At 31.7% G+C, this 19,357-nt stretch carries 22 protein-coding genes and 1 other annotated feature; of the genes, 5 read left to right on the top strand and 17 right to left on the bottom strand.

Going from position 1 to position 19,357, the window contains the following annotated elements:
- The first annotated feature begins 93 nt into the window (after positions 1-93).
- Together ACZYT4_RS11385 and ACZYT4_RS11390 are read left to right on the top strand one after the other, a co-directional pair.
- Positions 94-834, top strand: coding sequence for a YebC/PmpR family DNA-binding transcriptional regulator (locus ACZYT4_RS11385; protein ID WP_463785833.1), 741 nt, complete (start codon positions 94-96; stop codon positions 832-834).
- Between the two features lie 26 nt (positions 835-860).
- Complete coding sequence (locus ACZYT4_RS11390) at positions 861-1,532, top strand: MBL fold metallo-hydrolase (protein ID WP_463785836.1); 672 nt, start codon at positions 861-863, stop codon at positions 1,530-1,532.
- Positions 1,533-1,562: 30 nt separating this feature from the next.
- On the opposite strand, the gene ACZYT4_RS11395 is transcribed toward ACZYT4_RS11390, so the two are convergent.
- Both ACZYT4_RS11395 and ACZYT4_RS11400 read right to left on the bottom strand, forming a co-directional pair.
- Positions 1,563-1,940, bottom strand: a complete 378-nt coding sequence (locus tag ACZYT4_RS11395; protein WP_463785838.1) for a VOC family protein — start codon at positions 1,938-1,940, stop codon at positions 1,563-1,565.
- Positions 1,941-1,950: 10 nt separating this feature from the next.
- On the bottom strand, positions 1,951-2,151 hold the full coding sequence (locus ACZYT4_RS11400; RefSeq protein WP_463785840.1) for a DUF6440 family protein: 201 nt from the start codon (positions 2,149-2,151) through the stop codon (positions 1,951-1,953).
- Positions 2,152-2,350: 199 nt separating this feature from the next.
- Here ACZYT4_RS11400 and ACZYT4_RS11405 point away from each other — a divergent pair, with 199 nt between their 5' ends.
- Together ACZYT4_RS11405 and groL are read left to right on the top strand one after the other, a co-directional pair.
- On the top strand, positions 2,351-2,611 hold the full coding sequence (locus ACZYT4_RS11405) for a co-chaperone GroES (RefSeq protein ID WP_463785844.1): 261 nt from the start codon (positions 2,351-2,353) through the stop codon (positions 2,609-2,611).
- A gap of 11 nt (positions 2,612-2,622) precedes the next feature.
- Complete coding sequence (gene groL / locus ACZYT4_RS11410) at positions 2,623-4,242, top strand: chaperonin GroEL (RefSeq protein WP_463785847.1); 1,620 nt, start codon at positions 2,623-2,625, stop codon at positions 4,240-4,242.
- Positions 4,243-4,443: 201 nt separating this feature from the next.
- Here the strand turns inward: groL and ACZYT4_RS11415 are convergent, their stop codons facing one another.
- The 9 genes from ACZYT4_RS11415 to ACZYT4_RS11455 form a co-directional block, all read right to left on the bottom strand.
- Positions 4,444-4,797, bottom strand: a complete 354-nt coding sequence (locus ACZYT4_RS11415; RefSeq protein ID WP_463785850.1) for a hypothetical protein — start codon at positions 4,795-4,797, stop codon at positions 4,444-4,446.
- Positions 4,798-4,812: 15 nt separating this feature from the next.
- The gene (locus ACZYT4_RS11420) at positions 4,813-6,474 is read right to left on the bottom strand and encodes an ABC transporter ATP-binding protein (RefSeq protein ID WP_463785854.1); all 1,662 of its coding nucleotides are present in this window, start codon (positions 6,472-6,474) and stop codon (positions 4,813-4,815) included.
- 142 nt (positions 6,475-6,616) lie between these two features.
- Positions 6,617-7,429 carry an ABC transporter ATP-binding protein gene (locus ACZYT4_RS11425; protein ID WP_463785856.1) on the bottom strand — a complete coding sequence of 271 codons (813 nt, stop codon included), beginning with the start codon at positions 7,427-7,429 and terminating at the stop codon, positions 6,617-6,619.
- Positions 7,426-8,343, bottom strand: coding sequence for an ABC transporter permease (locus ACZYT4_RS11430; protein WP_463785859.1), 918 nt, complete (start codon positions 8,341-8,343; stop codon positions 7,426-7,428). Before ACZYT4_RS11430 ends, ACZYT4_RS11425 begins: the two co-directional genes overlap by 4 nt.
- Positions 8,344-8,350: 7 nt before the next feature.
- Positions 8,351-8,794 (bottom strand): MarR family winged helix-turn-helix transcriptional regulator, encoded by a 444-nt coding sequence (locus tag ACZYT4_RS11435; protein WP_463785861.1) that lies wholly within the window; start codon positions 8,792-8,794, stop codon positions 8,351-8,353.
- Positions 8,795-8,915: 121 nt separating this feature from the next.
- The gene (locus ACZYT4_RS11440) at positions 8,916-10,091 is read right to left on the bottom strand and encodes an NAD(P)-dependent malic enzyme (protein ID WP_463785863.1); all 1,176 of its coding nucleotides are present in this window, start codon (positions 10,089-10,091) and stop codon (positions 8,916-8,918) included.
- 81 nt (positions 10,092-10,172) lie between these two features.
- Entirely contained in the window at positions 10,173-11,108 is a 936-nt protein-coding gene (locus tag ACZYT4_RS11445) for a type I phosphomannose isomerase catalytic subunit (protein ID WP_463785866.1), read from the bottom strand.
- Complete coding sequence (locus ACZYT4_RS11450; RefSeq protein WP_463785868.1) at positions 11,074-11,568, bottom strand: 2-thiouracil desulfurase family protein; 495 nt, start codon at positions 11,566-11,568, stop codon at positions 11,074-11,076. The genes ACZYT4_RS11445 and ACZYT4_RS11450 overlap by 35 nt, the downstream gene beginning before the upstream one ends.
- On the bottom strand, positions 11,565-12,209 hold the full coding sequence (locus ACZYT4_RS11455) for an HAD family hydrolase (protein ID WP_463785870.1): 645 nt from the start codon (positions 12,207-12,209) through the stop codon (positions 11,565-11,567). Before ACZYT4_RS11455 ends, ACZYT4_RS11450 begins: the two co-directional genes overlap by 4 nt.
- 82 nt (positions 12,210-12,291) lie before the next feature.
- On the opposite strand from ACZYT4_RS11455, the gene ACZYT4_RS11460 reads away from it, so the two are divergent.
- Positions 12,292-12,489: a hypothetical protein gene (locus tag ACZYT4_RS11460; protein ID WP_463785872.1), complete on the top strand. Its 198-nt coding sequence runs from the start codon at positions 12,292-12,294 to the stop codon at positions 12,487-12,489.
- 57 nt (positions 12,490-12,546) lie between these two features.
- Here ACZYT4_RS11460 and ACZYT4_RS11465 read toward each other — a convergent pair whose 3' ends face one another.
- The 6 genes from ACZYT4_RS11465 to ACZYT4_RS11490 form a co-directional block, all read right to left on the bottom strand.
- Positions 12,547-13,755 (bottom strand): D-alanyl-D-alanine carboxypeptidase family protein, encoded by a 1,209-nt coding sequence (locus tag ACZYT4_RS11465; protein WP_463785874.1) that lies wholly within the window; start codon positions 13,753-13,755, stop codon positions 12,547-12,549.
- The gene (locus ACZYT4_RS11470) at positions 13,752-14,633 is read right to left on the bottom strand and encodes a DMT family transporter (RefSeq protein ID WP_463785875.1); all 882 of its coding nucleotides are present in this window, start codon (positions 14,631-14,633) and stop codon (positions 13,752-13,754) included. Before ACZYT4_RS11470 ends, ACZYT4_RS11465 begins: the two co-directional genes overlap by 4 nt.
- A gap of 47 nt (positions 14,634-14,680) precedes the next feature.
- A complete protein-coding gene (ileS, locus tag ACZYT4_RS11475; RefSeq protein WP_463785877.1) occupies positions 14,681-17,413 on the bottom strand; it encodes an isoleucine--tRNA ligase in 2,733 nt (910 codons plus the stop codon).
- A gap of 36 nt (positions 17,414-17,449) precedes the next feature.
- Positions 17,450-17,657 (bottom strand) — a binding site (T-box leader).
- On the bottom strand, positions 17,629-18,081 hold the full coding sequence (locus ACZYT4_RS11480) for a DivIVA domain-containing protein (RefSeq protein ID WP_463785879.1): 453 nt from the start codon (positions 18,079-18,081) through the stop codon (positions 17,629-17,631). Its footprint overlaps the feature before it by 29 nt.
- Before the next feature lie 10 nt (positions 18,082-18,091).
- Positions 18,092-18,841, bottom strand: a complete 750-nt coding sequence (locus ACZYT4_RS11485) for a YlmH family RNA-binding protein (RefSeq protein WP_463785881.1) — start codon at positions 18,839-18,841, stop codon at positions 18,092-18,094.
- Positions 18,842-18,885: 44 nt separating this feature from the next.
- A complete protein-coding gene (locus ACZYT4_RS11490; protein ID WP_463785883.1) occupies positions 18,886-19,326 on the bottom strand; it encodes a cell division protein SepF in 441 nt (146 codons plus the stop codon).
- Between the last annotated feature and the right edge of the window lie 31 nt (positions 19,327-19,357).

A 19,357-nucleotide genomic window follows, 5' to 3' on the forward strand; every position in this document is an offset into this window, starting at 1 on the left:
TTTATGAAATATAGTGATTATACCATTTTTTATTGAAAAATCATCAAAAAATGTTTATAATACTAAAGGAATTTTCAAAGGAGGAATTATATCATGGGTAGAGCACACGAAGTGCGCAAGGTTGCAATGGCGAAAACAGCCGCAAAAAAAGCAAAGCTATATTCTCGATATGGAAAAGAAATTTATTTAACAGCAAAAGCTGGTGGACCTGAATTAGATGGAAACTTAGCATTAAGACGTTTAGTTGATAAAGCCAAAAAAGAACAAGTACCTGCTGATGTTATCAAACGTGCTATTGATAAAGTTAAAAGTGGTGTTACTGAAAACTATGAACCTATCCAATTTGAAGGATTTGGGCCAGGAAATTCAACATTAATTGTCAAATGCTTAACTGATAATATCAATCGTACAATTTCTCAAGTTCGTCCTGCTTTTACAAAATCAAAATCTAAATTAGGTGCTGAAGGTTCTGTTGCTTATTTATATAATGTAGAAAGTACAGTTATACTTAATGGAATGAGTGAAGATGAAGTCTTAGAAGCCCTTGTTATGGGGGATGTTGATGCTAAAGATATTACAACATTAGAAGATGGACGTATTAAAATTACTGGTGAACCAACAGATTTAAATAAAATAAAAACAGCTATTGAAGCCGTAAAAGAAGATATTGAATTTGATGTTGATGAAATCACAACAACACCTCAAGAATATGTAGAACTTGAAGGTGATGATATGATGTTATTTGAAAGATTAATGGGATTATTAAATGATTGTGATGATGTTGATGAAGTTTACCATAATGTTTCAAATTATGATGATGGAGAAGAAGAATAACATGTAACCATGTTATCTTTTTTTATATGAAAGTTACGCATTTATACCATAGCGGATGTCTTGTAGAATTAGAACACCATCTGTTATTATTTGATTATTATCAAGGTAAACTCAATCTCAACCCAAACAAGCCACTCTATGTCTTTGTATCCCATAGTCATTATGATCATTATAATCCTGAAATCTTTAAGTTAAATCATCCTCATATCACATATATCTTATCAGATTCATTACCACAGCAAAATCAGGCATATTATGTTGATGTGCACCAAATGAACCAAATTGATGATTTATCTATCCAAACACTGCTTTCCACTGATGAAGGATGTGCATTCCTTATCCAAGTTGAAAATCAGACTATTTATCATGCTGGAGATCTGAACTGGTGGCATTGGGCAGGTGAGCCTGAAGTAGATAATGAATACCAGCGCATCACATATCAACAAGAAATCAATTCGATTCAAAAACCCATTGATTTAGCATGTATAGTTGTAGATATAAGGCAAGAAAAAGACTATTTACTGGGATTATCCTATTTTTTAAATCATGTCCCATGTCGTTATATTTTACCTATACATTATTTTGGACATTATGAAACAACAACCTTATTGTTTCAAGAGGCTATTGATAATCCCTATCAAGCTCAAATTCTACCTGTTAAGCATTCTAATCAAACATTTGAATTACCAACTCAATAATCTCATACAAAAAAAGTATTAGGTCAGTGCCTAATGCTTTTCTTTTGCTGGAATAATTTCGAACCAGTAATCATCGGGATCATGAATAAAATACAGTCCCATGGCTTCATTTTCAAAACAAATACATCCCATTTTCTGATGTAACTGATGATAAGCATCATAATCATCTACTGTTAAGCAGATATGACTTTCATTTTCGCCTAGCTCATAAGCTTGAGGATGATCTCTAAGCCATGTCAGTTCTAATAAAAACGAAGAAGAATTATCACTTAAATAAACCAGTTTAAAACTACCATCGGATGCTTCTTTTTCACGCACAACGTTTAATCCTAAGGCTTCTTTATAAAATTCTATACTCTTTGATAAATCTGTTACATTAATATTACAATGATTAAATATAGCTTTCATATTCACTCTCCTATTCATCTTCTGGGAAAACTGTTGTTATAATTGGCTTCCCTTCTCTATCTACTAATACAGTTAAACCTGAGCTTGAGCTCATTGTATTCGTATGAAATAAATAGTTAACACCTGTTTCTTTATCTACCCATATTTCAGTAGAACTTGAAAATTTTGATGATTCATATGTTTTGATAAATCTTTCATATTTTTTTGCCATCTTTTTTCTCCTTTAGATTTATAAAACTATTATAACAAATAGAATCATAAATAAGAATCATTTTTCATATATTTTAAAGATTTTAGCACTATGTTCTGAAAAGTGCTAAAAGTTCATATTCAGTTCATATATCAAGTTATAATAGTACTTGTTAGCAAAGAAGATGTATGAGTGCTAAATGCATAAGGAGGAATAAAAAATGTTAAAACCATTACATGATTATGTGATATTAAAAAAAGAAAAAGCTGAAAAACAAACAGCGAGTGGAATCATTTTAACAAGTCCAAAAGAACAAGCAAGCAATCAGGCAACTGTTGTTTCTGTAGGGCCTAAATGTGATGACCATTTAAAAGAAGGAATGACTGTTATCTTTAAAGAATATTCAGGAACAAAATTTAAAGATAATGATGATGAGTATATGATTTTAGAAGAAGAAGATATTTTAGCTATTGTTGAATAGGAGGAATAAAAATGAGTAAAGAAATTCGTTTTTCTAAAGATGTTAGAGATGCTATGTTAAATGGTGTCAACACACTTGCAGATGCTGTTAAAGTGACAATTGGTCCTAAAGGACGTAATGTTGTATTAGATAAAGGTTATGGTTCACCTTTAATTACAAATGATGGTGTATCTATCGCTAAAGAAATTGAATTAGAAGATGCTTTTGAAAACATGGGTGCTAAATTGGTTTATGAAGTCGCAAATAAAACAAATGATGTTGCTGGTGACGGAACAACAACTGCTACAATTTTAGCTCAAAGCATGATTCAAAATGGATTAAAAGCTGTTGAAAAAGGTGCTAATCCTGTCTTAATGCGTGAAGGTATTGATTACGCAAGCAAAGAAGTTGCAAAATATATCTTAGATAAATCTCATAAAGTAGAAACAAGCAATGATATTGAAAGTGTTGCAACAATTTCTTCTGGTGATAAAGAAATTGGTCAATATATTGCTCAAGCTATGGAAAAAGTTGGTAGAGATGGAGTTATCAGTGTTGATGAATCAAATAGTTTTGATACTGAATTAGAAGTTGCTGAAGGTATGCAATATGATAAAGGCTATGTTTCTCCATACATGGTTTCTGATAGAGAAAAAATGACTGTTGATTTAGATAATCCATTAATCATGGTTACTGATCAAAAAATCAATACTGTTCAAGAAATCTTACCAATTCTAGAACAAGTGATGCAATCTAATAAACCACTATTATTAATTGCTGATGATTTCGAACAAGAAGTCACTTCAACATTAGTTGTTAATAAATTAAGAGGTACATTTAATGTTGTTGCAACAAAAGCTCCTGGTTTTGGTGATAACCAAAAAGAAATCTTACAAGATATTGCAATTTTAACTCATGCAACATTCTACAGTAAAGATTTAAATATGAACTTAAAAGATATGCAAATGTCTGATTTAGGTTCAGCTAAAAAAGTTCATATTACAAAAGATCATACAACTATGATTGGTGGTAGTGGTGATAAAGCTGCTATTGATCAACGTATTAAAGAAATCACTGAACAAATGAATAATTCTAAGAGTGATTATGATAAAAAGAATTATGCTGAAAGATTAGGTAAATTAAGTAATGGTGTTGCTATTATTAAAGTTGGTGGAGCTACTGAATCTGAATTAAAAGAAAAGAAATTAAGAATTGAAGATGCTTTAAATGCTACAAAAGCTGCTGTTAGCGAAGGTATCGTTATGGGTGGTGGCGTTACATTAGTTAATGCTTATGTTGCCTTAAAAGATCAATTAAAAGATAGCAATGTTGATAAACAAAAAGGTATTAAAGTTGTCTTAGATGCATTGCTTGCTCCAATGGGACAAATTGCTGAAAATGCTGGATACAATAGTGATGAAATTGTTGAACAACAAATGAAAGTTGCTGATGGTCAAGGATTTGATGCTAAAGATGGTGAATGGGTATCAATGTTTGATAAAGGTATTATTGACCCAACAAAAGTTACACGTAGTGCTTTATTAAATGCTGCTAGTATCTCTGCTTTATTTATTACTACAGAAGCTGGAGTTGCACCAATTAAAGAAGATAACCCTGCACCTGCTCCAATGAATGCTGGTGGAATGTATTAATTGGTAAATAAATAATATTTCAATATAAACATCATTCTTATGATGAAACCAGAAGATAGATATTATTCATCTACTTCTGGTTTTTTATAAAAAAGTACAAAGAATTATTATATAATCTATAAAAAACGAGAATGTATTTGATATGTCTTGCTTGATTGAAGTTAAGAAACATATAATATACATTCTCTTTTTTCACTTTATTTATCCTTTGTTATGATGAGATGGTCTCTTGGGAGCAATCTGTATCCAATAATCAGATAACTTTTCTAATAGTTCTGCCAAATAAAGAGTTTCTTCTTCACTAAGAACAGAAAACATGTCTTTAGCCTGTTCCTGAGTTATGCCACCATAATCTACTGCTCCAACAGCATGATGTAAATATTTCATTATTAACTGCTCTTCTTTTTTTTCAAAAGAAAGACGTTGCTTTCTTTTTGATTCATGACCAGATGGAAGCTGTCCCGTTTTTGCATATTCTTGACCTCTTGAACACGCAGGTTTAGATAAATGACAGCCCCTAGGACAAATAGGACAAATTTTTATCGCTTCTGACATTGATTTCACCTCCTTCTATATTTGAAATCCTGCATACTGAGTTTGATATAGTTCATAATATTTTCCTTTTTTTGATAACAATTCATCATGACTACCACTTTCAACAATTTGCCCTTGATTTAAAACAACAATGAAATCTGCATTTCTAATAGTTGAAAGACGATGAGCTATAATCACACTGGTCCTATTCTGCATAATCTGATACATTGCATCTTGAATCTTCATTTCTGTTCTTGTATCAACATTGGATGTTGCTTCATCTAATATGAGAATTTGAGGATTAGCAATGAAAGTACGTGCAATTGTCAATAGTTGTCTTTGTCCCTGACTCAAATTATCCCCTGCTCTTACCAATTGGGTTTGTAAACCAAAAGGCAATTGTTGTATGAAATCTTGACAATGACTTAATTGAATAGCTTTTTGAATATCTTCTTGTAACGAATCTTTTTGTCCATATGTGAGATTATATTCAATGGTATTAGAGAATAAAGCCGTTTCTTGTAAAACAATGGCCATTTTCTTTCTTAAACTATCACGTGATATTTGGGAAATATCCTGTCCATTGATTAAAATATGACCACTATCCACATCATAAAATCGTATTAAAAGATTCACAAGTGTTGTTTTTCCACTTCCTGTTGCTCCAACAAATGCAACTTTATTACCAGATGGTATAGTCAAATTAAAATTTTGAATAACAGGATGTTTTTTATCATAAGAAAAGCTGACATTCTGAAATACTATTGTCATGTCTTGACTATCCATCATTTCACAACCCTCTTTATCTTCATTCTCTTCATCAAGAATTGTAAAAACACGCTCTGCACAGGCAATAGCCGTTTGTAATTGACCATAAATTTGAGCAATTTCATTAATAGGTCGACTGAATTGTTTCGCATAAACAATAAAAGCAGAAATAACACCTATAGATATATATCCATGCAATGAAAAGTAACCACCAAAAACTGCAATAATGACAAATCCAATATTTCCAATACAGTTCATGATTGGTCCCATAACACCACTATATACATCAGTCTTAATTCCCTCTTTTATCAAGGCATCAGCTGTTTCACAAAAAGAATCAATAACTTCATCCTGATGATTATATGCAACAACTGTATGATACCCCACAATCATTTCTTCAACAGTACTATTGAGTTTCCCTAACAGTGATTGTCGTTTACGAGAAAAATGACGGACTTTTTGAGATATGAATTTTGTCGTTAAAAGAGTTAAAATAACTGTTAAACAACTTAGCAAAGCCAATTGCCAACAATAACAAATCATAATGATGACAGTTCCTATAATTGTCAAGATACCAGAAAAAAATGAAGGTAATGATTGAGAAATTGTTGTAGAAATATTTTCAATATCATTTGTCATACGACTCATGATATCACCATTCGCATGTGTATCTATATATTGAAGAGGTAAATCTATTATTTTATGAAACAATTCTTCTCGCATCTGGCAAACAATACTTTGACTGAGTTGCGCACTCAAAATCCCTTGTAATAATTGACTGACACTATAAAGCAAATAAATAAAAAGCATAAAACAAACTGTTATTATCAAATAACCATCTCGTGTTCCCGCAATCATATCAATAGCTTCACTTTGTAAACTGGGCGCATAAATACCACATAGCGTTCCCAAGAAAACAACTACAAACATAATGAACACTCTCTTCTTTTCCTTAATAAAATAGGCAATTATTCTTTTCATAGTTTCATGAAAATTTTCAGCATGCTCTGTTAACTGAAAACGTTCATGTCTATTCATTCCAGGAATATTTTTTTCTATTATTTTTTGATTTTCAGAAATAAACTTTTTCCTTCTCTCCTAATTGTGAATAATAGATATCCTGATATATCTGACAAGTTTTCATTAATTCATCATGTGAACCCATTGCTATAATATGTCCATTATCTAAGACAATGATTCGATCTGCATAACGAATAGAAGCAATTCTTTGTGCTACTATCAATTTTGTAGTTTGAGGGTATATCTTCTGTATAGATTCATAAAGTTGTGCTTCTGTTTTCAAATCTAAAGCACTTGTTGAATCATCAAATATCAATATTTCAGGCGATTTTAAAATAGCTCGTGCAATAGAAAGACGCTGTTTTTGGCCACCCGACAAACTGGCTCCTTGTTCTTCTACAAAAGTCTCATACCCATCAGGCATCGAAGATATGTAATCATCAATTTGAGCAATTTGTGCTGCTTCACAAACCCTATCATCACTCGCTTTAGCATCGCCCCATAAAATATTGTCTTTTATAGACATACTAAATATTTCACTTTTTTGTAAAACAATAGCTATTTTTTCTCTTAAATACTTTTGTGAGTAGTCTTTCACATTTTTTCCATCAATATAAATTGCTCCTTTCTGAACATCATAAAATCGAGGAATAAGATGAACTAAAGTTGATTTCCCACTTCCAGTTGCTCCCATAATACCAATTGTTTCACCTTGATGTACTTGAAAAGATATGTGTTCCAATACATTGCTCTGACTGCCAGGATATGCAAAACTAACATCTTGAAATTCAATATCACCATAACCAATTGTTTGATGATCATCTCCATCTTTTAACTCTGGATCACTTTCTAATATTTCTTTCAATCGTTTCCATGAAGCAAGGCCTTTTGAAATAACATAATAAGCATTAATATTCCATTTAATAGTTGCGTTGTATAAGTCATAGCAGCCATAATAGCACCTGGAGTTGCTAATCCTTGATTGACTTCAATTGAACCAACTACAAAAATAAGTGCTACGACAATATACATTAATGCATTCATAATGGGATTCATAAAAGCAAAAACAATCAAAATATGCAATTGAATTTTTGTAAGTTGATTATTCTTTTCTTGAAAACGTTTTTTCTCATATATTTCTTTGACAAATGCTTTAATAACACGTATACCTGTTAAATCTTCCTGCATCATTTCATTCAATTCATCTAGCTGTTTTTGTAATCTTGTAAAAAAGGGATTGGCTTTTACCATGAAAAAGATTAAACAGCCAACAATAAGAGGAAAAGCACACAAAACGATGATACCAAATTGGTGGTTCAACTGATACATGCAAAAAATACTTCCAAACATAAGAAGAGATGTCCTAATCATTCCTCTCACAAATTGTGATACAAAATTTTGAACTTGTGTAATATCATTTGTTACTCTCGTGACCAAAGAACCCGTCCCAAATTCATCAATCTGTTGAAATGAATCATTCATAATATGTCGAAAACAATCTTTTCTTATCTCATTTCCAATGTTCTGTCCAGAAAAATGAACAAAGACATTATTTAAAGAACCACATAATCCTCCTATTATAACTAGTAAAATCATTTGTATACCTAAATGCCATATAAGCATTAAATCACTAACGCCACCATTATGTATGCCTAAAATGCCTTCATCAACAATTTGGCTCATATATCCTGGCTGAATCAAATCCATGGAAACCTCACCAATCATAAATAGCCCAGCAAGTATCGCAAAAGGAAAATATCTTCTTATATATTTCCACATATTTATCTCACTTTTTTGCATTTGAATATTTCTTTTTCCAGTCACAATTAATAATCTCTAACAAGCTTATGAATTCCTCCTTTTGCGATTGGGTTAGACAAGAAAACATCTCCTGATGTCGTTTCTGTCTCTGTTTTTTCGCTTCATAAGCTACAACCATTCCTTCTTGTGTCAATTCAATACTCATAGTTCTTCCATCAATCTGACTCGGTTTTCGTATAATAAAACCATTATGTTCTAATTTTGCAATAACTTCACTGACAGATCCAGGTTGAATGTTCAATTGTTTTGTTAATTCTTTTTGTGTCATAGTTCCTTGATGTTCATATAAAATAATTAAAATCCTCTTTTGACTACCTTTACCTTCATATAGCGCTCTCATAATATGATTAATATCTCTTAGTTGCATAATGATTGAATCATCAATATTGATTTGCTCTTGCTTTTCCACAATAATCCCATCCTTTTATAATTTATTTTATCATACTCAAATTTTAATATCAAGGTACCTTGATATTAATAAAAAAATAAATTCCTTTTATAAATGATATAAAAGGAATTTTATGAATATACTATCGAGCCAAACCTTCTTCTATTGCTTTTTGACTTACTGCTTTGGCTACCGCTTCTGCAACTCGTGGATCTAAAGCCTGAGGAATAATATATGTTGGAGATAATTCATCATCATTGACGAGTGATGCTAAACCATATGCTGCCGCTAATTTCATACCTTCACTGATTTTTTTTGCTCTCACATCTAATGCTCCTCTAAATAACCCTGGAAAAGCCAAGACATTATTAATCTGATTTGGATAATCAGAACGTCCAGTTCCCATCACTGCAACACCGGCATCAATAGCATCCTGATAAGGAATTTCTGGTTCAGGATTCGCCATAGCAAAGACAATTGGATTCTCTTTCATACTTTTCACCATATCCTGTGTTAAAACACCTGGAGCTGATACGCCGATGAACACATCCGCTTCTTTCATTGCTTCTGCCATTGTCATACGTTTAGCCTGAGAATTTGTAATCTGCGTTAATTCCTGAGTTAGAAAATCATATTGATCATAATCCTCTGTTGTTACTATTCCATTGATATTAAAGCCATAGATTTCTTTAACACCTAAAGCATGAATCATTTTAATAATAGAGCTTCCTGCTGCTCCTGTTCCACTTACAACAACCGTAATATCTTCTATGTTCTTATGAACGACTTTTAAAGCATTCAACAATCCTGCAGTCACAACAATAGCAGTTCCATGCTGATCATCATGGAAAACAGGAATGTCTAATTCATTGATTAAAGTTCTTTCAATTTCAACACAACGTGGGGCACTAATATCTTCAAGATTAATACCACCAAATGTTGGCGCAATAGCTTTGACAATGCGAATAATTTCTTGTGGATCTTTGGTATCCAAACAGATTGGTACGGCATCAATATGACCAAACTTTTTAAACAAAACAGCCTTCCCTTCCATAACAGGCATTGCTGCTTCAGGACCAATGTCCCCTAACCCTAAAACAGCGGTTCCATCACTAACAACAGCAACACTATTTTGTTTCCATGTATATTTATAAACATCATCTTTATTTTTAGCAATTTCACGACATGGCTGAGCAACACCTGGCGTATAAGCCAAAGATAAATCATGACTTTCATTTAATGGCACTTTCAATTGAACTTCTAATTTTCCTTTGGCACGTTCGTGTAGTTCTAATGCTTCTTGATATATATCTTTCATCTTTCTCCCTCTTTTCGTCTTTATTATGCCATAGTTTTGAAAAAATGAAAAACAGATGTTTATTTATCTGCTTTATATATTTTATAGAGTTGTTATCATAAATGTCATAACACCATCATAAGTGACATTTTCCTGATCACTACAAACGATGAAATGATCTCCTTTTTTCACTTCCATACCTTCTAGTGTTCCTTCTCCTTCAAGGATACTTACAAGCTGGAAAGGTTTATCATTAGTAATGATGTTTTCACCATTTATACGATAACAATCTACTGTAAAGAATTCACTTTCAACATATCTTGTTTTTGAACCATGATCCAAATGACTATTTGTAAATAATTTATTTGTTTCTAAATCAGCTGGAACATTTGTGACATCAATAGATTGTTGAACATGTAATTGTCTTTCATTTCCATCTTTATCTTTACGATGATAGTCATAAACACGATATGTAATATCAGAAGATTGTTGTGCTTCATATATCAATGATCCACTGCAAATGGCATGCAAAGTTCCAGATGGAATATAGAAGAAATCTCCTTTATTAATTTCAAAAGAATTTAATAAATGATCATAATCATCATTTTCAATAGCTTTGATGAATTCTTCTTTTGTTTTTGCATGATGTCCCATTACCATCTTTGTTCCTTCATCAGCCTGTAAAACATACCAGCATTCTGTCTTACCTAATGAATTTTCATGTTTAGCTGCATATTCATCATTAGGATGAACCTGTACAGATAAATCATCTTTCGCATCAATAATTTTAACTAATAGAGGAAACTGATCTCCTTGAGCATTTCCAAAAAGTTCTTTATGATTTTGCCATAACCATGATACTGTTTTTCCTTGATATTCTCCATCAGCAATTTCACAGTCACCGTTTTTATGACCAGAAATAGCCCAACATTCTCCTGTGTGATCACTTGGAATATCATAGCCATAAACATCTCTCAGCTTATGACCACCCCAAATCATTTCTTTAAATACTGGTTGAATCTTTAAAATATGTCCCATAATCATCTTCCTTTCCTATATATTTTAAGAATTCTTCAATCTGATTTTCATGAAATAACTGTATTCCACATTCATGGCACATTTTAGCAAATACACCTTGGCCATGAATAAGTTTATGTTGAAATGTCCCATCATAGACACCATCACAACCACAGCTTGGACTTCTAAACTTCAATAAAGCCACTTCAATATGATTTTCCTGAAATATTTCCAAAGCTCTTTGAGCACCTTTTACATATTCTTCTGTCACATCCTGATGAAAGCAGGTTTCCACTTTTAATGGATTCACTGACTGAATTTCTGCTGGATCACGTGGAATAGTAAGTCCACCTAAGACCTCTGGACATACTGGAACAATCAAATGATCCTGATTCATTTTGATCATGACGTCAACAGGATGGCTTTTTCCATTATATGTACAATGAACACCTAATAGACATTGACTGACACCTATTTTCATTTTTGAAAAAACTCCTTAATTTCTTGGGGATTTTCAACAATATGATCAGCTCCTGCTTCTTCAAGTTCCTGTCGTCCTCGAAATCCCCATGTTACACCGATAGATTCAATCCCTGCAAAGTATCCTGTATCAATATCTACCTGACTATCTCCAATAAAAAAACAATCTTTTTTATCTAATTTCATAGCCATTAATGCCATATAGCTAGATTGTGGATCTGGTTTAATAGGATATAAATCCTGTTGACCATAAACAGCAGTAAATGTATCTGGAAATAAAGCCTCAACAATTTGAATAGCTAAAGTATGTGGTTTGTTTGTCACAACAGACATTTGAATATGATGTTCTTTCAAAAAATCAATCAATTCTTTTATACCATCATAAGGAACTGTATAATCAAGACAATGTTCTCGATAGATTTTATGAAAATCATTTAAACACACATCTAACATATCAATATGTTCTTGTCCCAATGCACGTTCCATCAATTTTTTCACTCCATTTCCAACAAACATATTATACTCTGAAATATCATATGTTGGTAAATGATGCAATTCTAAAACTTTATTCGTTGATAAGGCCAAATCTTTAATAGAATTGACCAATGTACCATCTAAATCAAAAAGACAACCTTTTTTCATATAACCCCCCTTCAACATTATAACAGTATTGAAAAAATATTGAAAGATGTTATAATAACTTTATGTTAAATGAGGTGAATTTATGGAAGATTCAAGATCAACTAAGTATACAAATATTTTAACATTTATTGGTTATGTTATAGGTTTTTTATGTATTATCTGGTATCTGGTTACCAATTCAAATCCTGTTTTACCTATTGTCGGTGTTATTATTATTTTTATAGGTCGATTTGTTGGATATGGTATTGATCGTATTATTGATTTAAAAGAAAATAAATAAAAGGCTGAAACGAGTGACTATGATGAAATAAAGTTCAATCATTCGTTCAGCCTTTTGTTATTTTTTATGTCTTTTTTTAAAAACAATGATAACTGCTATACATCCCCCTACAACAAGAAAAATCAATCCATAATATAAGATTCTTTCCATTAATGTTGAAGAAATGTCTGTTAATAATATCATATCATATGAATATACAAGCTGATCTTGGTTGTAAATAGATAGAGTACCTATTTTTTCTCCTGCCTCCATAGGGGCAACAAGGAATGTTGGTGTATCTATTTGATAAACCAGATCATTTTCTGATATATCTTTATTTACAATAACGGATATTTCCTCAGGTGCACAATACTGATAACGGAAATCAAAGGATTGTAAAATCCAATAATCTGCCATTTCTTCATCTTTTTTATAAAGAATAACCTGATGGTAGTTGTTATGTAAATATTGACAGACAGCAATCGCATCTCTGACGTGGTTTTGTGTATATTGTCCTTGTGCATAGGCAGTCACTAAAATGAATTGGTGCTCATCAATTGTCATGGTACTTGCTAAAGTTAATTGAGCTTCATCAGTAAAACCACTTTTTGCGCCATCAATCTGTGAAATATCTAATCCATAAGCATTTTTTCCTCTTTGTAAAGAAGAGGCCCATGTATGATTGCCTCTAGAGCTTGTATAAACACGTGCATTGAAAACATCTTCAAAAGCATCATTTTGTAAAGCATGATGAAGGATCATAGCCATATCATAAGGTGTCGTATAATGTTGTTCATCATGAAGTCCAGTAACATTCATAAAATGTGAATCATTCAAATGCAGACGCGTAACAAGTTGATTCATAGCTTCAACAAGCTGATCAGTTGATCCATAAGTCAAACGTGCTAAAGCGTTGCAGGCATCAGCACCTGAAGGCAATAAAGCTCCATAAAGCAAATCCTCATATGTAACTCGTTCTCCTACATAGAATCCAGCTACTGATGCCCCTTGTTCTAATAATCCATCCAAATCCACTTGCTCTATCTGAACTTCTTGATGAATATCATCAATCTTTTCTAAAGCAAGACTGACAGTCAGAATTTTGGTCATACTGGCAGGATAAATTCTTTCTTGGCTTCTTTGATCAAGATAAACAATATTTGTCTGTTGATCATATAAATAAGCATATTGAGAGTGAAGAGACACATTTAAATTTTCACTAGCGCTGACAGGCGTGATTTGAAAAAAGAGCATCACCAGGACAATTAAACTTATTAATTTTTTCATTGAGATCCCCCTTTCCTTAAAAATGAAAGCTTCGTTTCAGAAATCACAACAGCAACAAAAATAAGAATAAATCCTATCAGAATTTTAGGAGTTAAAACTTCTCCATAAAACGCAATTGAAAAGGCGACACCAAAAACGGATTCCAAAGATAAAATCAATGATGCATTACATTCACTTGTATATTTTTGTCCAGTTGTCTGACAAAACATTGTCAGTGCTGTCGCAAAGAAAACCAAATAAAGAATCTGTAAATAAATAGATGGTTCAATTTTTGTAATTAAAGTCAAATCTTCACTCAATACAGCAACAAGCAAAGCTGCACAGGTTCCACCGATAAATTGTAATGACGTAAAAGCTCCACCATTAATTCCATTAGAAAATCTTTTAATCAATAAAATGTGTAAAGCGTATAAGACACCACCACATAATGTTAACAAATCTCCAATATTCATAGCTAAATTTCCATCCAACGAAACACACCCAATACCTATGACACATATAAATGCAGCCATGAAATTATAAATATCAGGTCTTTTATGATAAAAAATCCAAATTAAAAATGGAACAATAGCACAATAAACCGCTGTTAAAAAAGCATTCTTCCCAGGTGTTGTATAATTCAAGCCCCATGTCTGTACATAATATGCTCCAAACAAACAGCAACCTGTTAATAATCCACCTTTGATTTGTTGAATGTTTAATGTTTTTAAATGACGCCAAAAAATCATAGACAATAATAAGGCAGCTAAAGAAAATCTCAATAATAACAAGACTGCAGGTGTTAAAAAATCAACAGCACTCTTCATAACAATAAAAGAACTTCCCCATATAAGAGCCGCAATCAATAATAAAATTCCACCTTTAAAGCTTTGACTCATACTATCTCCTTTCAAAAATAAATGGTACGATACGTACCATTTATTATTTATCCATGGATGACATCATGACAACGAGGACACAATTCGCCTTCCATTTCTGATTCTTCAAAATAATTCCAGCATCTTGGACATTGAACACCATTGAATTTTTCACTATGAATATAAGCTGTCTCATATTCTTCAAGATTTGTAGAATCATTGACTATCTGAACTTTCGCAACAATAAATAATTGTTTTAAAACATCAGCCAATTGACTCATATCCTGATATGGATCTTTTAAGCAAATTGTCACTTTTGCTTCCATATTTGATTTAATTTCTTTAGCATTTCTTAATTCTTCTAATGATTTTAAGACATCTTTTCTTAACAGCAAGAAACGATCGTAATATTCTTTAATAGCTTCTTCATTTTCTACTGGAAGTAATTCTGGTTTTGCTTCTAAGAAAATAGATTCAGCTTTATCATCATCACAATGGAAATGATCATGCAATTCTTCACTTGTAAAGACAAGAATTGGTGATAATAATTTCATCATTGTTTTTGCATAATAATATAATACTGTTTGAACTTGTCTTCTTCTTAAGCTGTCTGCTTTTTCAATATAAAGAATATCTTTTGTAAAGTCCATATAGAAAGCACTTAAAGTATTTGTAAAGCAATTTAAAATTAACTGATTTGCTTCAGCAAAATCATATTGATTAAAGGCTTCTTCATAACCTTTCATTAACTGATTTAATTCAACAAGCATATATTGATCAACACCTTCAAGTTTTGAGATTTCGACCAAATCACTTGCTTTAAAATCAGAAAGATTTCCCAAAACAAAACGCATTGTATTTCTAATTTTACGATAATTTTCAGCAATTTGTTTCATAATATCATTAGAAATACGTACATCAGATTGATATGCAACTGAAGTTGCCCATAATCTTAAAATATCAGCACCATATTGATTCACAAGTTTAATTGGATCAACAGTATTGCCTAATGATTTAGACATTTTATTTCCTTTACCATCTAATACAAATCCATGAGATAAAACTGTTTTATAAGGGGCTTGACCATAAACAGCAGTTCCAATGATTAATGATGAGTTGAACCATCCACGATATTGATCACTACCTTCAAAGTATAAATCAACTGGATAACGATATCCTCTTTCTCTCATGCATCCTGTATGTGAAGATCCTGAATCAAACCACACATCCATAATATCTTTTTCTTTCTTAAAGATACCATTTGGTGAATGTTCATTCGTATATCCTTCAGGTAATAAGAATTTTTCATCTTTTTCAAACCAAATATTAGAACCATATTGTCTAAATAACTCAGAGATATGTTTGAAAACTTCTTCTTCCATAATTGGTGTCCCATCTTCACAATAAATAATAGGAATTGGAACTCCCCAGCTTCTTTGACGAGAAATACACCAGTCACCACGATCTTTAATCATATTGTAGATTCTGATATGACCCCATTCATTTAACCATTCAACATGATCAATTTCATCTAATAATTTTTCTCTAATCTTATCAATTGAACAGAACCATTGGTCAGTTGCTCTAAAGATAATTGGTTTTTTTGTACGCCAGTCATGAGGATAACTATGTGTAATGAATTCAAGTTTTAAAAGTACTCCTAATTCATCAAGTTTTAAAGTCACTGTTTTATTTGCATCATCAACATATTGACCCGCTAACCATTCACCACAGTCTTCCATCATACAACCATGTTCATCAACATTACAATAAATATCTAAACCATATTTTTGACCAACAATAAAGTCATCCATACCAAATCCAGGAGCAGTATGAACGCATCCAGTACCTGCTTCAGCAGTCACGTGGTCTCCTAAAATAACTAATGATTCACGATCATATAATGGATGCTGACAAGTAATCATTTCTAATTCTTGTCCTTTAAATGTTTTTAAAATTTGTTTTTCTTTTAATTCAAATTTTTCCCATAAAGAATCAACAAGTTCTTCTAAAACAATTAATTTTCCTTTTTCACTTTGAACAAGTGCATAGGTATAATCAGCATTTAAACAGATTGCAAGGTTTGCTGGAATTGTCCAAGGTGTTGTTGTCCAAATCACAAAACTTGTATCAGTATCTAAAATACCTTTTCCATCTTTAACAGGGAATTTCACATAGATAGTTGGACTTTTCACATCATGGTATTCAACTTCTGCTTCTGCTAAAGCGGATTCACTTGATGGTGACCAATACACAGGTTTTAATCCTTTATAAATCAACCCATCCATAGCCATTTTGGCAAAAACATCAATTTGATTGGCTTCAAATTCTGGTAATAAAGTTAAATATGGATGATCATAATCAGCAAATGTTCCAACACGAATACATTGTTCTTTTTGAATTTCAACTTGTTTTAATGCGTATTCATAACATTTTTTTCTAAATTCAGCAGTACTTAATTCTTTACGATTGACTCCTAATTTTTGAATAGCATTTTCAATTGGTAATCCATGTGTATCCCATCCAGGAATATATGGTGTATATAATCCCTGCATGTTTTTATAACGACAAATCACATCTTTAATAATTTTGTTTAACATATGTCCAGTATGCATATTTCCATTAGCATATGGTGGTCCATCATGGAAAACAAAATCATCATGTCCCTGATTTTGTTCTATAACCTTTTCATACATATGAGTGTCTTGCCATCTTTGAACATAACCTGGTTCCTTTTTAGGAAGATTTCCACGCATTTCAAAATCTGTTTTAGGCATTAATAATGTGTCTTTATAATTCATTGTCTTCCTTCCTTTCTCAAATAAAAAAACGTCCTGTTAAAGGACGTGATGACGCGGTACCACCTTTATTCATATCTTCACTAAGATATGCACTTAACATCTTAACGCGATGTACGTCTTATTCTACTTTCGTTCAAATAAGCTACTCTCAGGTCGATTCATTATAAGTTCCACTTATTTGCTTTCACCAACCGCAAACTCTCTTTAAGCTTTACTTATAAACTGTCCTTGTCATTGTATTTGTTTTCTTGTTCTTCTTTAATTAAACTGAAAATTTCTGATTTGTCAATAGTTTCTAGCATTTCTTTGCTCATTTTTACAACATTTGTTCTAAAATCAATAGCTTCTTGCTTAAACGTATCCATATCTTTTGACAAACCACGAACATATTCCATAGATTCTTTGAGAATCATATTGGCATTTCTTTTAGCCTTTTCAATTAATTCACTAGCTTCCTTTAAAGCAAGTCTCGCAATCTCTTCATTAGTTTTCTCATGAACAGAAATTTGTTTTGTAAGTAAAGTGTTTTGTTCTTTTAATTCCGTCATTTCTTCTTCCATTGACTGAATCGTCTTTTTTTGTTTTTCAATTTCCTGTTTCAATTCATTGATACGCTTGTTAACTTCCTCAATATTATAACCACGAAATTGTTTATCAAATTGTTCCAATCCATCCACCTCACTTATAAAAGTATCCAGAAACAACATAATTACCTTGTCGTGTTTGCTTATTTTCATCTATAAGTTTGACACGACCATGATGTTTAAAAGATACCATATCATTATTATGACACAAATAACTGACTTCTTCAACAATTTTATAATTGACTTTCACATGACCACTACGAATAGCCTCACTGGCTGATTGTCGAGAAACTTTAAACATTGCTGAAACAACTTTATCGAGACGCATACTTGATAAAATGAAAGATTTAGAGATATATTCATGTACAATTTCTATTTCCTCATGACATTCCTTAAGATGAACTTTTGATTTTTTAATCTGTTTTAAAGATTGTTTAATATAAGGAAAAGTTTGCAAAGTACAGGCAAAGAAAAAACGTTCACCATCATAAATATCACCAATACATTCTCTTTTGATACCTAAATTCATTAATGCTCCTAAAATATCTTTATGTTTAATTTTTCCAAATTGCTGATTATACAAAATTTCAATGAGTTGAATTTGAAAATCATCTGATTGAATCTCATAAAAGTCTGGACAGATAATCATGCGTTGATTTTCAGCATGAACAAAACCACCAAAACTCTTGACAACAAGCTCTTTTCCAATCACACTTCTGACAATCTCCTGTTCATGAGGATTATAAAATGGAGTTAAAATCATCCTTTGATGATGAAGAGCTTGAAATTGGTAATCTAAAATTTTCTTAACAAAAGCCTCGTCGCCTTTAAAATGTTCTAACATCATTCAAAAAGAAAGTATTAGCAACTTCCTTGCTAATACTTATTTTATTCATCCATTTCAGATTCATCCATAGTAATATTACCAGAAACACCAATATTTTTTGGTGTACATAAGAAAATTTTAGGACCAATCTGTTGAATATCTCCTTCAATAGCGAAAATAACACCACTTAGAAAATCAATAACACGTTTAGATTGTTCTTTTTGCAAGCGATGTAAATTCACAACAGCAGCTCTTTTTTGTTTCAAATAAATAGCAATCTCCTGTGTTTCACTATATGCACGTGGTTCAAATAAAATCAAATGACTATCTTTATTTGCACTTAAAGCCTTAACAGCATCACTTGTTTTTGATGATTTGGCTTTCTCAAATAAACTTGTTGATTTTACATTCTCTTCTTCTCCATCTATTTCTTCATTTTCATAAACGTCATCTTCATCTTCTTCTTCAAAAAACCATTTTTTTACTTTTTCACCATATCCCATGAGGTAACCTCCTTACATCTATAAACAATTA

The sequence above is a fragment of the Massilimicrobiota sp. mt181 genome (genome assembly GCF_055420065.1).